We start from the raw sequence: 16,014 nt of genomic DNA on the forward strand, positions 1-16,014 counted from the left end.
CTTCGCCGACGGCCATGAGTGACCAGTTCCGGGAGGGCGCTATGAGCGCGGCACCGCCGGTGGCCGACGCCGACGCGCCGGCCGGACGCAACCGCCGGCGCAACCTCGCCAAGGGCCGACAGGCCGATGCCGCGGCGTCCGCCGAGGTCCGCCGGTGCATTGGCGAGGCAGGCCCGGAGGGCTACCGGCGTGACCTGCTGATCGAGTTCCTGCACCGCTTGCAGGATGCCCACGGCGCGCTGCGCGCGCGTCACCTGGTGGCGCTCGCGCAGGCGATGCGACTGCCGATGGCCGAGATCCATGAGGTCGCCAGCTTCTACCACCACTTCGACATCGTCGCCGACGACGCGCCACTGCCCGGGTTGACGCTGCGCGTCTGCACCGGCCTCAGTTGCTCGCTTGCCGGTGCCGGCGACCTGCTGGCGGATATGCAGAGGCAACTCGCAGCGACCGGCGCAAGGCTGCTCGCCGCCCCCTGCATCGGTCGCTGCGAGCAGGCGCCGGCGGTACTGCTCGGCCAGCACGCCGTACCGCAGGCAACGCCGGCCACCCTGCTGCAGGTGATTTCGCGGCCGGCGACGGAGGCGTCGTCGCCGGCCGCGAACCGCTCGCTGCCGCGAGCGGTCGCCGCCTTCGACCCGGCGGCGCTCGCCGGGCACGCGGTGACGCCGGTACCGGGACAGGATCCGACACGGGTGCCGCACGCCGACTACGCGACCTACCGGGCGACCGGCGGCTATGCGCTGGCGGCCGCGGTCGCCAGCGGCACCCTGCCGGCGGCGCGGGTGCTGCAGGCGATGAATGATTCCGGTCTGCGTGGCCTCGGCGGCGCCGGCTTCCCGGCCGGCCGCAAGTGGCAACTGGTGCGCGACCAGCCAGCGCCGCGCCTGCTGGCAGTCAACATCGACGAGGGCGAGCCGGGGACCTTCAAGGACCGTACCTGGCTCGAGCGCGACCCGCACCGCTTTCTCGAGGGAGTCCTGATCGCCGCGCAGGTCGTCGGCATCGCCGCCGTCTATGTCTACTTGCGCGACGAGTACCACGAGGCGCGCGCCCTGCTCGCCGCGGCGCTGGCGGACCTCGTCGCCGCAGCGCCCTGCCCCCTGCCGACGATCGAACTGCGCCGCGGCGCCGGCGCATACATCTGTGGCGAGGAGTCGGCGATGATCGAAAGCCTCGAGGGCCGCCGTGGCGAGCCACGTCTGCGCCCGCCGTACGTCGCGCAGCGCGGGCTGTTCGGTGCGCCGACGCTGGCGCACAACTTCGAGACGCTGTACTGGGTGCGCGACATCGTCGAGCGCGGGCCATCCTGGTTTGCCGGCTTCGGCCGCCACGGCCGCCACGGCCTGCGCAGCTTCAGCGTCAGCGGCCGCGTCCGGCAACCCGGCGTCAAGCTGGCGCCGGCGGGAATCACGCTGCGTGAACTGGTGGACGAATACTGCGGCGGCATGGCCGACGGCCACACCCTCTACGCCTACCTGCCGGGCGGTGCCGCTGGCGGCATCCTGCCGGCACGGCTCGCCGACCTGCCGCTCGATTTCGATACCCTGCAGCCCTGGGGCAGTTTCATCGGCTCGGCCGGGGTCATCGTGCTCAGCCAGCACGACCGCGCACGCGATGCCGCACTGGCGATGATGCGCTTCTTCGCCGCCGAGAGCTGCGGTCAGTGCACCCCCTGCCGCGTCGGCACGGCACGCGCGGCAACGCTGATGGCAGCCGCCGACTGGGAGCACGCGCTGCTCGACGACCTGGCGCAAGTGATGGCGGACGCGTCAATCTGCGGCCTCGGGCAGGCGGCGCCGAACGTCCTGCGCAGCGTGCAGACGCATTTTCCCGGCGAAGTGGCGGCCGAGCGGAGATGAGCCACGCCGTCGATGAACAGCACGCGGCATCCGTCGCGTTCACCCTCGACGGCCACGAGCTGACGGCACGCGCCGGCGAGAGCATCCTCGACGCCGCGCTGCGGCACGGCTTCGAGATCCCGCATCTGTGCCACCAGCCGGGGCTGCGACCGGCCGGCAACTGTCGCGCGTGCGTCGTCGAGATCGACGGCGAGCGGGCTCTGGCCGCCAGTTGCTGCCGCGCACCCGAGCCAGGGATGAGCGTGCATGCGGGCAGCGGGCGCGCACGCCGGAGCCGCGACATGGTACTCGAACTGCTGCTCGCCGAGATGCCCGAGATCGGCCACAAGTGGCTCGACGCCGACGGCACACAGGCGCATGGCGAGTTGTCTGCGGCGGCGGCCCGTGCCGGCGTGCGCGTCCGCCCGCAGTTGTCGTCCGGCCGCCGGCCGCCGCCGGCGGACGATTCACACCCGGCGATGGTCGTCAACCTGGATGCCTGCATCCAGTGCACGCGCTGCGTTCGCGCCTGCCGCGAGGAGCAGGTCAACGACGTCATCGGCTACGCATGGCGCGGCGAGTCGGCGAGGATCGTCTTCGACCTCGATGACCCGCTCGGCGAGAGCAGTTGCGTCGCCTGCGGCGAGTGCGTGCAGGCCTGCCCAACCGGCGCCCTCAGCGCCCGCTCGCGCGACGGCAGCCAGGTGGTCGACCGCCAGGTGGATACGGTATGCCCGTACTGCGGCGTCGGCTGCCTGATCCGCTGCAACGTGCGCGACGAACGGATCGTCAGCGTCGACGGACGCGACGGACCGGCCAACCGCGCTCGCCTGTGCGTCAAGGGCCGCTTCGGCCTCGACTACGTGCACCACCCGCAACGCCTGACGCGGCCACTGGTCCGCCTCGCCGGCGCCGCCAAGGATGCCGCGCAGGCAACCCGCCCCGACGAGTGGCGGGCGCTGTTCCGCGAGGCGAGTTGGGAGGAAGCGCTGGCCCTGGCCAGCCGCCCCTTCCGGGAGCTGCGTCGGCAGCATGGCGGACGGACGCTGGCCGGCTTCGGCTCGGCCAAGGGCAGCAACGAGGAGGCCTATCTCTTCCAGAAGCTGGTGCGGACCGGCTTCGGCAGCAACAACGTCGACCATTGCACCCGCCTCTGCCACGCCTCCAGCGTCACCGCATTGCTCGAGGCGGTCGGCTCGGGTGCGGTCAGCAACCCGGTCAACGACGTCCGGCATGCCGAGTTGATCTTCCTCATCGGCTGCAATCCGACGGTCAACCACCCGGTCGCCGCGACCTGGATGAAGAACGCTGCCAGACGCGGCGCGCGGATCGTCGTCGCCGACCCGCGCGGCATCGACATCGGTCGCCACGCCTGGCGCGAGCTGCGCTTCCGTGCCGACAGCGACGTCGCCATGCTCAACGCGCTGATCCACACCGTCATCGACGAGGGGCTGGCCGACGAGGACTTCATCCGCCTGCGGGTCGAGAACTTCGAAGCGCTGCGCGAGCAGGTGCGACGCTTCAGCCCCGAGGCGATGGCCCCGGTCTGCGGCATCCCGGCGGCGACGCTGCGCGAGGTGGCGCGCGCCTTTGCCCGTGCCCGCAGCGCGATGATCCTGTGGGGCATGGGCGTCAGCCAGCACGTGCATGGCACCGACAACGCCCGCTGCCTGATCGCCCTGTGCGCGGTGACCGGCCAGATCGGCAGACCGGGAACCGGCCTGCACCCGCTGCGCGGGCAGAACAACGTGCAGGGAGCCAGCGATGCCGGCCTGATCCCGATGATGCTCCCCGGCTACCAGCGGGTCGACGACCCCGCCGCGCGCCGCCGCTTCGAGGCTTTGTGGCGGCTGCCGCTGGACGACCGGCCGGGCTACACCGTGGTCGAGATCCTGAACCTGGCACTGGCCGCCGAGAGCGATCCGCACAAGGTGCGCGGCATGTACATCATGGGCGAGAACCCGGCGATGAGCGACCCCGACCTGAACCACGCGCGGCAGGCTCTGGCCGCTCTGCAGCACCTCGTGGTCCAGGACATCTTCATGACCGAGACCGCCTGGCTGGCCGACGTCGTCCTGCCGGCGTCGGCCTGGCTCGAGAAGACCGGCACCGTCACCAACACCGACCGCATGCTGCAACTCGGCCGGCGGGTGCTGCAGCCACCCGGCGACGCCCGCGCGGACCTCTGGATCGTGCAACGGCTGGGCCGCGGACTCGGCCTCGACTGGCGCTACCCGGGCGAGGAATGCGGCGTCGCGGCAGTCTTCGAAGAGATGCGCCAGGCCATGCCGTCGCTGATCGGCGGCATCTCGTGGCAGCGGCTGCAGCAGCACGGCAGCGTCACCTACCCCTGCCTGGACGCCGACGACCCCGGCCAGCCGATCGTCTTCATCGACCGCTTCCCGACCGCCAGCGGGCGCCTGCGGCTGGTGCCGGCAGGCCTGGTCAGCGCCGACGAGACGCCCGACGCCGATTACCCCTTCGTCCTCATCACCGGCCGCCAGCTCGAGCACTGGCACACCGGCAGCATGACGCGGCGGACACGGGTGCTCGACGCCATCGAGCCGCTGGCGACGGTGTCGATGAACCGCAGCGACATGGACGCGCTGTCGCTTCGCCCGGGCGACCTCGTCACCGTACAGTCGCGGCGGGGCGAGGTCGTCATGCATGCGCGCGCCGATGCGGGAACTCCCGCCGGCACGGTCTTCATGCCCTTTGCCTACCACGAAGCGGCCGCCAACCTGCTGACCAACGCCGCTCTCGACCCGGCAGCCCGCATTCCCGAGCTGAAGTACTGTGCCGTGCGGCTGCACCGCGGCGGCCGCATCGAAGCGGCTGCCGGCTACGCCCGGCCAGCGCCGGCAGCCGATGCCGACTGAGCGCGATCCCGTTCTGCCGCGCCTGACGCGTGCGACGGCGTGCCTGACGCAGGAGATACGCGTCCTCGACGCGGCCGGCGAGGAGCGGACGATCCGCATCCCGGACGAGCGGCCGCTGACGGTCTACGTCGACCGGCACGAACTGGTGACGCTGATGACGCTCGGCCAGTATCCGGAGTGGCTGGTGCTCGGCTACCTGCTCAACCAGCGGCTGCTCGACGATCCACGGCAGGTGGACTCCGTGACGGTCGACTGGTCGGTCGACGCGGCTGCGGTGCGGACGCGCAACGGCCGTGGCGGCAGCAAGGCACTGCGGACAGGCGCCGTACGCCCGGTGCTCAATACCGGTTGTGCCCAGGGAACGATGTTCGCCGAGCAGATGGCCGACCTCGGGACGATGCGGCTGGCGGCCGCGGACAGCGCGCGCATCGATCGGTCGACCCTGCTGGCGGCGCTCGAGCGGATGCGGACGCAGCCCAGCGTCCACCGCGACGCCGGCTCGGTGCACGGCACGGCGCTTTTCCACGGCAGCGAACTGCTGTTCTTCGTCGAGGATGTCGGCCGCCACAATGCCGTCGACACCGTTGCCGGCTGGATGGCGATGCACGGCATCGACGGCGACGACAAGCTGCTGCTCACCACCGGCCGCCTGACCAGCGAGATGGTGATCAAGGCCGCGCGCATGCGCGTGCCGATCGTCGTCTCGCGCAACGGCATCAGCGCGATGGGGCATTCGCTTGCCGAGCGACTCGGAATGACCCTCGTTGGACGCGCCACCGGTCGGCGCTTTCTCTGCTACACCGGCGCCAGCCGCTTCGACCCGGATCCGCCAGCAGCCGGCCCGCCGCCGCTGCGCTAGCGACTCCGGCACCCCGATACCCGCGACCGGACGGCGAACACCGCCGTCGCGGCAGCAGGCCGCCTGCCGGCGATGCCGCAGCCCGCCTGCGGCAACCTCCACGGGCCGCGGCCCGGCGGGCGATGGGCCGGCTGGCGACCGGGCCAGCTCCAACGCCGCGGTGTCGGCCTTCTTTACACCCGTCGCCCCGCACAACCCGGGATTCTTCCCAACACCCTGTTACAGAACATGTTTCTGTCCCGGGACCAGTTCTTGCTTATCGTACTCGTTCGCATCGCCTGCGAACCGTGTGCCGTCTCACCACCGTGTCATCAGCGAAAGGAATACAGTCATGAACCTGATCTGCAAGTCCGCAGGCGCCCTTGCCGCCATGCTGCTGGCTCCCGCGGCGGGAGCCGCCCTGCTCACCTTCGAGGCCGCCGGCGCCAATGCCGCAGCCATCACACCCACGCGCGATGCCTTTCGCGCGGCCGTCGGCGGCGGCACCACTGCCGGCGCCAATGGTTCCTTCGGCGGTCTTCGCCGCGAAATCAACTGGGATGGCGTGCCGGACATCCGCGCCGACCCCAACCCCCTGCCGGCAGACTTCTTCAACGTCAATTCGCCGCGTGGAGCGGTGTTCACGACGCCGGGAACAGGTTTCCTGGTCAGTGCCAACTCCGGCCAGGCCTCGCCGGTCCTGTTCGGCTTCCCGAACGACTTCCAGACCTTCAGCCCGCAACGACTGTTTACCGCCGTCAACAGCAACATCACGGACGTCAGCTTCTTCGTCCCCGGGACGACGATCGCTGCCACGACGAGCGCTTTCGCTGCCATCTTCGTCGATGTCGAGGTCGCTGGCCTGACGACGATGGAGTTCTTCGACGAGAGCGGGTCGTCGATATTGTCACGCGACGTCCTCGTCGGCGGCAACCAGGGGTTGAGCTTCCTCGGTGCGGTCGCCGGTGCAGGCGAGCGGATCAGCCGCGTCCGGCTGACTTCCGGCGCCAACACCATCGTCGCGAATGGCACGCTCGGCAACCCCAACGACGATGTCGTCGTGATGGACGACTTCCTCTATGCCGAACCCAGGCGCGCCGTGCCGGAGCCATCCGGTCTCGCACTCGCCGGCCTCGGCCTGCTGGGCGGCCTGCACTGGCTGCGCCGCCGGCGGCCGGATGCCTGACGCGCCCGCCGCAAGGGCAACTCCAGCAGCCCATTCCGTGACCGCGGTCGGCTGATCGCCGTCGCGAAACGGGCAACACGGCCAGCGCTCCGCAGCGCAGCAGACGCTGTGCTGCTCGCTGTACGACGCTCGCCCGGCAGCTCCCACAGGCGAGCGCATCGCCTGCGGCCGCTTGCCGTTGCGCCCGTGGTTGGCGAAACGACGCCCGCGCCCACCCGTCGCCGGCGGCACCCCATCCACCCGGCGGACACGCCGCCATCCCCTCCACCGACAGCCAGCGCCGACGGCCCGTCGCCGCGACAACGCATGGACGCAGCGCCGCCGCACGCCTGCCTGTACAATGCGCCGCGTTGCAGGTGCTGCGGAAGGATTCTCCGACCGCGGTCAAACGGGAAAGCGGTGCGTCGCCAAACGACAAGTCCGCTGCTGCCCCCGCAACGGTAAGCGAGTGCGGACGCGCCATCATGCCACTGGACCCTGATCCGGGAAGGCGGCGCGTCAAGACTTGCGAGCCCGGATACCGGCCTGTGACAAGCAGCGGAAGTGCCGCGGGGCGTGGCGCCGGTTCCAGGCTTGTCGCCATCCTCCAGTCGCTTCCTTTTCAGTCATTCCGGCCTGCGGGGACGCCTGCCGGGAAAGGGAAAGCCATGAATCCACGCCTGCCGCGGCTCGCCGCGGCCCTGCTCGTCACCTGTAACGCACCGCTGCGCGCCGACGACGCGCGCGACGCCGATGTGGTGGTCGTCACCGCCACCCGCTTCGCCGAAACCGAGTCCCGTCTGCCGGCCAACATCAGCGTCATCAGCCGCGAGGACATCCGCAACAGTCCGGCGCGTGACCTGCCGGGAATCCTCAAGTCGAACGCCGGCGTCGTCGTACGTGCGCTGTCGGGCAGCCTCGGCATCGACTCGACGATCGACATCCGCGGTTTCGGCGAAAGTGCCGGCAGCAACACGCTGATCCTGCTCGATGGCCAGCGACTCAACCCGATCGACCTCGGCAGCGTGAACTGGTCGGCGATCCCCCTCGACAGCGTCGAGCGCATCGAGATCCTGCGCGGCGCCGGCAGTGTCCAGTATGGCGACAAGGCGACGGGCGGCGTCGTGAACATCATCACCGACAAGGCCGGCCGCCCGCGTTTCGGCGCGACCCTCGGGGTCGGCACCTATGGCACGCAGACCGCCGACCTCAATGCGGCCGCCGGCAACGCCAGCGGCTACATCAACGCTTTCGCGCACTACGCCGACACCAACGGCTGGCGCGCCAACAACCAGGCCGACCAGCTCGCGCTGAGCGGGCGCGGCGGCATCTACCTCGCCCGCGGCGACGGCGAGGCCTTCCTCGACTACTCGGTCTACCGGGACAGTTCGGGGCTGCCCGGCTACCTGCTCGCGGCCGACTATCCGTCGCGACCACAGAAGTCGATCTTTCCCGACGACTCGCAGCGCAGCAACGGTTACCGCCTGCGTCCCGGCATCACGCTGCCGCTCGGCGACAGCCTGCGCCTCGACGCCGAAGTCTCGGTCGAACGCCAGGACAGCCACTTCCGCTACGTATCGTTCGCCAGCGAGGCCGACCGGACGCGCGAGAGCTGGTCCTTCACGCCACGCCTGCGCTGGCAGCACGGACTTGGTGCGATGGCCAGCGAAACGGTATTCGGCTTCGACCACTACTCCGGCAAGGTCGACGCCAGCTATTCCTCGGCGCCGCGACAGAACGCCCGCCAGGACAGCAACGGCGTCTATTTCCAGAACGTCACCACCTTCGGCGGCGGCTGGAGTGGCCTGCTCGGCGCGCGCTACCAGAGCATGGACCAGTCGGCGGAGCAGGCAGCCTACCCGGCCTGGTTCCAGCCCGCCATCGAAGGCAGCGCGCGCAACTCGGCAACCGCCTGGGACATCGGAGTCAATCATGCCGGCAACGGCTGGCGTGCCTACGCCAAGGCGGGCAGCACCTTCCGCTTTCCGACCACCGACGAACTGTTTGGCTACGATCCGATCAACGGTGTCCCGGTCTTCGCCGGCAACCTCAAGCCGCAGACCGGGACGGTGCAGGAGATCGGTGGCAACGCCAGCTTCGGTCCGCTGCGTGCGCGTGCCGCCTTCTACCACATGAACCTCGACGACGAGATCGCCTTCGACGGCACGCTGTTCGCCAACGTGAACCTCGATCCGACGCGCCGCCAAGGCTTCGAACTCGAGACGAACTGGCAGATCGCCCCGTCTCTGGCGGCGCTGCTGAGCTACAGCTACACGCGCTCGACGTTCCGCAGCGGCGCCTACAGCGGCAACCAGTTGCCGCTGGTACCCCGCAACTCGGCTGCCGCGAAGGTCGCCTGGGACGGCGGCAGCATGGGCCGCTACGTGCTGGTCGGCACCTATGTCGGCGAACGCTACTTCAGCGGCGATTTCGCCAACACGCTCGACAAGCTGGACGGCTATACGACGGTCGACCTGACGGCAACCTGGGACCTCAAGCCGTGGTCGATCACCGCCCGCCTGCTCAACGCCTTCGACCAGGTCTACGCGCCGTTTGCCGGCTACTCGGCCTTCCAGGGTTACTACTACTACCCGGCCGACGGACGAACCTTCCTGATGACCGCCAGCTACGCCATCCGCTGATGCCGAACCGTCGCCGCGCCATCCTGATCCTCGTCCTGCTGGTGCTGCTGGCGCTGGCGAGTCTGTGGACGGCACTGGCAACGGGCAGCATCCGCTTCGGCACGGCAGAGGTGCTCGCCGCACTCATCGGCAACGACCCACCCGGCGCCGACGTCATCCTGCAACTGCGCCTGCCGCGCGCCCTCGCCGGCTTTGCCTGCGGTGGACTGCTGGCACTGGCCGGCGCGCTGATGCAGGTGCTGCTGCGCAACCCGCTCGCAGATCCCTACATTCTCGGCATCTCGAGCGGTGCCGGCAGTGGCGCCCTGTTCGCCATGCTGCTCGGGCTGCCGGCGTTCGCGATCGACGGACTGGCCTTTGCCGGCGCCCTCGGCACGATGCTCCTCGTCTTCGGGCTGGCGCACGGCGATGGCAGCTGGACGCAGACGCGCCTGCTGTTGACCGGCGTCATCGTCGCCGCCGGCGGCGGCGCGCTGGTCACCCTGATGCTGGCGATCGCCCCGGAGGACCGCCTGCGCGGCATGCTCTTCTGGCTGATGGGCGATCTCGCCCAGACCGTCAGCCCGTGGCCACCGTTGGCGATACTCGCCGCGACACTCATCCTGACGATGCCCTTTGCCCGCCAGCTCAACCTGCTGGCGCGCGGCCTGCTGCAGGCGCAGGCGCTCGGTGTCGCAGTCAACCGCCTGCGCCACACCGTCTACCTGCTGGCAGCACTGGCAACCGCCGCGGCGGTGACCAGCGCCGGCGCGATCGGTTTCGTCGGCCTCGTCGTGCCGCACCTGCTGCGACTCGCCAGCGGCAACGACCACCGGCTGCTGCTGCCGGCAGCGGCACTCGCCGGTGGTTCGCTGCTGCTGCTGGCCGACACCCTGGCGCGCACCCTGATCGCGCCGCAGCAACTGCCGGTCGGCGTGCTGACCGCATTGATCGGCGTGCCGGTCTTCCTTGTCCTGCTGTCGCGGCAGCCGAAATGAGCGTGCCGCTGCTCGCCACCCGGCAACTGCTGGTCGAAATCGGTGGCATGACGGTCACCCGCGGGCTCGACCTCTGCCTGGCCGCAGGCGAGCGGCTCGCCATCCTCGGCCGCAACGGCAGTGGCAAGTCGACGCTGCTGGCGACGCTGGCCGGATTGCGCCCGACCAGCGGCGGCACGGTCCTGCTCGCCGGCGAGGATCTGGCGCGCATGCCGGCACGCCGCGCCGCGCTGCAGCGAGCATGGTTGGGCCAGTCACAAAACGATCCATTCGCTTCGACGGTACTGGAAACGGTCCTCACCGGCCGCCATCCGCACCTCGGGCGCTGGGACTGGGAGAGCCGGCGCGATGCCGAACTGGCGCGCAGCGCCCTGCGGGCCGTCGGCTTGAGCGGGTTCGAACGGCGTCAGGTCGGCACCCTTTCCGGCGGCGAACGCCAGCGACTGGCGATCGCCACCGTGCTGACGCAGGCACCGGCACTCTACCTGCTCGACGAGCCGCTGTCGCACCTCGACCTCAACCACCAGTTGGCGGTGCTCGAACTGTTCGCCGGCGCGACGCGCGACCGCACCGCCGGCGTCGTCATGGTTCTGCACGACCCGGCCCTCGCCCACCGCTTCTGCGACCGCGCGCTGCTTCTGTTCGGCGACGGGCGCAGCGAAAGCGGGCCGGTCGACGACATCCTGACGGCGGCGATCCTGTCCGGACTGTACGGCCACCCCCTGCGCCAGTTCGACGACGACGGCCACCGCTTCTTCGTGCCACAATGAGCAAGCCATGCGCTTCCTGAGCCACTGCCTCGTTTGCATCGCCGGCATCGTCCTGCTGCCGCAGGCGCGCGGCGAGACCGTCGTGCGCGACGATGTCGGCACGACGGTCCGGCTCAAGGCACCGGCGGCGCGCATCGTCGCCCTCGCGCCGCACATCGTCGAGATGCTCTACGCCGCCGGCGCCGGCGGCCATCTGGTGGGCGCCGTCGACTACAGTGACCATCCGCCGCCGGCCAGGCGGCTGGCCCGCGTCGGCGGCTACTCGCGAGTCGACCTGGAAGCTGTCGTCGCGCTGCGACCCGATCTCGTCATCGCCTGGGAAAGCGGCAACGACATGAGCCAGGTCGACAAACTGCGGGCCCTCGGCCTGCCGGTCTACGTGTCGCAACCGAACGCCCTGCCGGAAATACCCGACCAGATCGAACGTCTGGGCGAACTGGCCGGCACGCAGGCGAGTGCCCGCGCCGCTGCCGCGGCCTTCCGCGAGCGTCTGGCGGCGCTGCGGACCGCGCACGCCGGCAAGCCCGTGGTGCGGGTCTTCTACCAGATCTGGAAGGCGCCGCTGACCACCGTCGGCGGTCCGCAGATCATCAGCGACGCCATCAGCCTGTGTGGCGGCGAGAATGTCTTCGGCCACCTGCGCCGGATGTCGCCGACGGTCAGCGTCGAAGCCGTTCTGGCGGCCAACCCCGAGGCCATCGTCGCCACCGGCATGGGCGACGCGCGCCCCGACTGGCTGCACGACTGGGACCGGTGGACCGGCATGACGGCGGTGCGGCGCGGCAACCTCTTCCACATCAACCCGGACATCATGCAGCGGCACACGCCGCGCATCCTCGACGGCACCGAGAAGCTGTGCGCCGCGCTCGACGTCGCCCGCAGCAGGCGACCGCAGCCCTGAAGCAGAAGTGATCGCCTGGCCGCATGACCGCGACAACCGCTGCGCCCATCGGCAGATCGGCGCGCAGTGCCCGCGCCTCTTTCACGAATGTCCGCTTTGTCGAAGGCCTCCATTGCCAGCGCCCGCAGGCGCAGATCGCTTGTCGACGTGACATCGATTGCGCGAACCGGCAATCACGGCGGACCGACAGGGAAGGCCGGGGCGCCCGGGCTGGCGGTCCATGCGTCGCAACCGAACACCATGGCGGAGGATGGCGAGCGGCCATGCCTCAGGATCGGACGGTCGCCTCGACACCGCCTGACTCGTGCCAGCCGAGCAATTCGATCTGCATGAGTTCGCCTGCCGGACGTGCCCGCCGCGAGGGATCGCCGCACCGGGCAGCGAGCGTTCCTCTCGCCTGCCGGCCGGTGCCGTCGGGCTGAGGGCTCAGCCCGGCCGGCTGGCGTTGCGCAGGGATATCTGCTGGTTCATCGTCCAGAAGTCATACAGGACGCCGACCAGGAAAAGCCCGCCAGTGAGCAGGTAAAGGAGGCCCGTCAGCCACTTGCCCTGATACATCCGGTGCACGCCGAAGATGCCGAGGAAGGTGAGCAGCAGCCAGGCGACGCTGTAGTCGATGGCGCCGGAATGGAAACGCAGGTCCGCGTCGCGGTCCATGCCCGGGATCAGGAACAGGTCGATCAGCCAGCCGATGCCCAGCAGGCCGAGCGTGAAGAACCAGATCGTCCCGGTCACCGGCTTGCCGTAATAGAAACGGTGGGCGCCGAGAAAGCCGAAGAGCCAGAGCAGGTAGCCGATGAGTTTGCTGTGATTGTCCCTTTGTTGCATGCGAACCGCTCCGTGTCGTCAAGTGCGTGTATTGTCAATCCTTCCCGGTCCGGCCGGGGGGTTTCGCTCGAAGCAATGACGCATTAAAAAACCCCGCCGCGGCGGGGCTCGATGGAGCGGCAGAGGTTCGCCTACTGCTTGCGGCGCGAAGCCACCATACCGAGGAGGCCAAGACCGAGGACCGCCAGCGTGCCCGGCTCGGGAACGTCGAACTCCTGCTTCAGCTTCGCTTCGAGGGCACCCTGGAAGGCGACGAAATCCGCGGCGTTGCCGAAATTGGTTCCGGAGGTGCCAACCCAGCTGCAATTGGCAGCACCACCGATACCGAGGCAGTTGACCGAGTCGATGGGGGGTGTGACGGCGTCGGCGACCGTTGCGGGGTTGCTGCCAAGGTTGTTCGCACCGTCGGTGGTGACGTCGATCAGCAGCTTGATGTCGGCCCCGAGGCTCGTCTCATAGGCGGTCAGCGCGTTTGCGGACAGGGTGATCGCATCGCCGATCGCCGTCGCACCGGTGTTGATGCCGCCGCGACCGGGATCGAGGGCGCTCAGGGCGCTCGTCAGATTCCCGAGAATCGTCGCATCGGTGATCTCCTGCGTCGCGAAGAACTGCGAGAAGTTGGCGCCGAAGATGCCGCCGCCAATCGCCACTTTGCCGAAGAGCGCCGGGGTCGCGGTGAAAACGTTGTTGAGGGCCGTGACGTACGAGGTGATCTGCTGGGTGAACTGGGCGCCCGAGATGCTCCCGGAGCCGTCCATCGTCAGGTAGAGGGCGGTGGTCGGGGCCGCCTGCGCGCTGCTGACGCCAACGGCGAGTACGGCCGTCGCCAGGATGGACTTGACTGCATGTTTGATGGGTTTCATGTTCTCTCTCCGCAATGGCGAATGGTCGGTCTGGGTTGACGTGGGCAGGGAAAGACGCCTTTCCCTGCGAGCACTGAAGCATGATCCGTGCCATAAAACTTATGTTGTTGATCCAGAAAACTTATGGTCTGACGGGAAGCGCTCGGAAACGCATCGATGTAAGTTATATCGACAGCCGGCGGCTGCAGCAGGAACCATGCAGGGCGATCTGAGCGACGCCGCAAGGCCGATCGGCTGCTGCTGCCCCATGAGAAGCGCATCCGCCTGCCCGGCCGGTGCGCCAGCCAGAAAGGAATCGCCGCCTCGGCCAATGATCGCTGCCGTTGGCCTGACGCGTCAGCGCCATGACCCGCTCCGGCAGCCGCTGCGGCAGCCGTTCGTTGCGGTCGATCACCGAGTAGCGGTGACCGAAATCGTGCACCTCGCGGTCAGCGCAGCCGTGTTCGCCATCGAGCAGCGCGCGCGACCGCTCGGCCGGGCGATCGCGCAGTTGCGGGTCGCAGGCGCCGGCGACGGTCCGGGAGTGCGGGATCCGTTGGCGAATCGCCTGTCCCGGGAGCCGGATGGTCCCGTCAGCCACGCAGCAGCGAGGGAACGGTACACAGGCCCAGGCTCCCGGCCCATCGGTCACGCCGCTCGGTGCCCCAGAAGCGGCCGGCTTGCACCTCGCAAACATCGCCGGCGTCATGCCGTCTCCCGCGCGGCCTGACGCCTGATCGCCTCAAGAGTGCGCGCCGCGATGTCGCCCATTTCGTCGCCAAAGAAGTTGACTGGCCAGTTTTCGATCTCACCGCAGACATTGAGGCGCAATGTCTCCAGCTCCGCGCTCGCACCTTCTGGCTTGGCGAAATACACCGCGACGTCGGTCGCCTCGATCCGGCGCTCCGCGACCCGGCGCTGCCAACGCGTGAGGAAATGCTCGGAGTGGGTCTCGATGATCAACTGGGTGCCGCGGGCGCTGCCGCTCTCGTTGGACTGCACCGCGCTGATGAAGGCATCCGCCAGGTTGGCCTGGGCCGAAGGATGCCGATGGATTTCCGGTTGCTCCATCCAGACCACCGAATTGGGCGGTGAATGGAAAGCCTGGACCAGCGCGGGGAGCACCTGCGAGACGCCCACCCCGACGTCCGTCAGCTTGACCACTGGCGACCTGGCATGGGTCCGTACCAGGACTTCGTAGTCCTTTCGCCCCTCGGCCAGCGGGTGGACCTCGAAACTGTCGATGACCCCCAGGTCGCGCAACCAGCCAGCGATGAACACGTCAAACGGCTGCAGCCACTGCCTCGGAGCGCGGTTCAGCTTGCGCCCCTGCCCGGTCGCCGCCAGCAGCGCGGCGATCGCATGCTCACCAAGCACCCCGACATGCGGCGGCGTCTCGCCCGCCCACTGGTAGACAGGGCGTGCCGACTGGCGCAGCGGTCCGAGGTAATACATGCGCTCCAGCATTTCTTCGGCCTGCAACGCAAAGTCGGCCAGGAAGTCGGCGTTCTGATTCCGGGCCAACAGAAGGTGGCCGAGGCTGGACTTGCCGGAACTGTTGGTGCCGAAAATCACGGTCAACGGCGCGAGCGGAACCATCTCGGTGTCCTTCCACGCCTTGAAGTTCTGGATCTGCATCCGGGTCAGCATGACGACTCATTTCGTTCAGCGGGCAGCAATATGCAGCGCATCCCACACTGCCCGCATTGGGCAGCGGTTGCGATATTCGCCGAGTTCGCGGGTTGCATTCCTGTCGAGGACGCACAGCAGCTTCGGCGCTTGCCGACCGCAAGAACGCTGGCTGAGGGCAGAAGCTTCGTTCTTCGACGGAAGAACTGCCGACGATGCCAGGCAAGGTAGCCGATGTGTGGCGCGGCCAACTCCGCCGGCCGCCAGCCCGGCTGCACCCCAAGCCGCACCTGCTGCTTGCCCGACAGTTCAGGGCTCACCAGCAGCCCGCCATCGTCGTCGAAGCTGATCCAGCCGCCATCGAACAGCGCATCCAGCTGCGGCGCCAGCAACAGGCCATTGAACACGCCGAGACGCTCGGCGTCGCTGTCGCACGGCGCCCAGGGCTTGATGTGCGAGGCGCGCAGCAGCGGCAGAACGTCGAGCCCGGTGACGGCGCAGCGCCCTTGCCAATAATCGATCACCAGCCAGCCGCCGTGCCGCTCCGGCGTGCGGTCGAAACCCCCGTCCAGCGCCGCCTTCTCGATGCGGGCCGCGACCAGCGCGCTGGGCGCGGCTGCAACGGCGCTGGCCGTCTCCCCGTCACCCCGCCGAAACATCTGCCAGGCGCCGAGGAAGGCTGCCAGGTCGCGGTGCGACCCG

The 16,014-nt window shown here is 69.2% G+C and carries 12 protein-coding genes and 1 riboswitch; of the genes, 8 read left to right on the forward strand and 4 right to left on the reverse strand.

All coding sequences use genetic code 11. From position 1 onward, the window contains the following. The first annotated feature begins 41 nt into the window (after window positions 1-41). The 8 genes from HT579_19980 (at window position 42) to HT579_20015 (ending at window position 12,013) form a co-directional block, all read left to right on the forward strand. Window positions 42-1,862, forward strand: a complete 1,821-nt coding sequence (locus HT579_19980) for an NAD(P)H-dependent oxidoreductase subunit E (GenBank protein ID QKS30997.1) — start codon at window positions 42-44, stop codon at window positions 1,860-1,862. After that, window positions 1,859-4,720 carry a formate dehydrogenase subunit alpha gene (gene fdhF / locus HT579_19985; protein QKS30998.1) on the forward strand — a complete coding sequence of 954 codons (2,862 nt, stop codon included), beginning with the start codon at window positions 1,859-1,861 and terminating at the stop codon, window positions 4,718-4,720. Before HT579_19980 ends, fdhF begins: the two co-directional genes overlap by 4 nt. Further along, the gene (locus HT579_19990; GenBank protein QKS30999.1) at window positions 4,710-5,579 is read left to right on the forward strand and encodes a formate dehydrogenase accessory sulfurtransferase FdhD; all 870 of its coding nucleotides are present in this window, start codon (window positions 4,710-4,712) and stop codon (window positions 5,577-5,579) included. Before fdhF ends, HT579_19990 begins: the two co-directional genes overlap by 11 nt. A gap of 331 nt (window positions 5,580-5,910) precedes the next feature. After that, window positions 5,911-6,744, forward strand: a complete 834-nt coding sequence (locus HT579_19995) for a PEP-CTERM sorting domain-containing protein (protein ID QKS31000.1) — start codon at window positions 5,911-5,913, stop codon at window positions 6,742-6,744. A gap of 337 nt (window positions 6,745-7,081) precedes the next feature. Continuing rightward, window positions 7,082-7,288, forward strand: a riboswitch (cobalamin riboswitch). A 103-nt stretch (window positions 7,289-7,391) separates the two neighbouring features. After that, on the forward strand, window positions 7,392-9,365 hold the full coding sequence (locus HT579_20000) for a TonB-dependent receptor (protein QKS31001.1): 1,974 nt from the start codon (window positions 7,392-7,394) through the stop codon (window positions 9,363-9,365). Further along, window positions 9,365-10,342, forward strand: coding sequence for an iron ABC transporter permease (locus HT579_20005; GenBank protein ID QKS31002.1), 978 nt, complete (start codon window positions 9,365-9,367; stop codon window positions 10,340-10,342). Before HT579_20000 ends, HT579_20005 begins: the two co-directional genes overlap by 1 nt. Further along, entirely contained in the window at window positions 10,339-11,112 is a 774-nt protein-coding gene (locus tag HT579_20010) for an ABC transporter ATP-binding protein (protein QKS31003.1), read from the forward strand. The genes HT579_20005 and HT579_20010 overlap by 4 nt, the downstream gene beginning before the upstream one ends. Window positions 11,113-11,119: 7 nt before the next feature. After that, window positions 11,120-12,013 carry a cobalamin-binding protein gene (locus HT579_20015; protein ID QKS31004.1) on the forward strand — a complete coding sequence of 298 codons (894 nt, stop codon included), beginning with the start codon at window positions 11,120-11,122 and terminating at the stop codon, window positions 12,011-12,013. 426 nt (window positions 12,014-12,439) lie between these two features. Here HT579_20015 and HT579_20020 read toward each other — a convergent pair whose 3' ends face one another. The 4 genes from HT579_20020 to HT579_20035 all read right to left on the reverse strand — a co-directional run bounded on the left by HT579_20020 (window position 12,440) and on the right by HT579_20035 (window position 15,971). Continuing rightward, window positions 12,440-12,841, reverse strand: a complete 402-nt coding sequence (locus HT579_20020) for a TM2 domain-containing protein (protein QKS31005.1) — start codon at window positions 12,839-12,841, stop codon at window positions 12,440-12,442. A gap of 131 nt (window positions 12,842-12,972) precedes the next feature. Beyond that, window positions 12,973-13,704: a DUF1194 domain-containing protein gene (locus tag HT579_20025; GenBank protein QKS31006.1), complete on the reverse strand. Its 732-nt coding sequence runs from the start codon at window positions 13,702-13,704 to the stop codon at window positions 12,973-12,975. A gap of 684 nt (window positions 13,705-14,388) precedes the next feature. Then, the gene (locus HT579_20030) at window positions 14,389-15,333 is read right to left on the reverse strand and encodes a DUF3696 domain-containing protein (GenBank protein QKS31007.1); all 945 of its coding nucleotides are present in this window, start codon (window positions 15,331-15,333) and stop codon (window positions 14,389-14,391) included. Further along, the gene (locus tag HT579_20035) at window positions 15,327-15,971 is read right to left on the reverse strand and encodes an HNH endonuclease (GenBank protein ID QKS31737.1); all 645 of its coding nucleotides are present in this window, start codon (window positions 15,969-15,971) and stop codon (window positions 15,327-15,329) included. The genes HT579_20030 and HT579_20035 overlap by 7 nt, the downstream gene beginning before the upstream one ends. Window positions 15,972-16,014 lie beyond the last annotated feature (43 nt).

This window comes from Candidatus Accumulibacter similis (assembly GCA_013347225.1).
GTDB classification, from domain to species: Bacteria; Pseudomonadota; Gammaproteobacteria; order Burkholderiales; family Rhodocyclaceae; genus Accumulibacter; species Accumulibacter similis.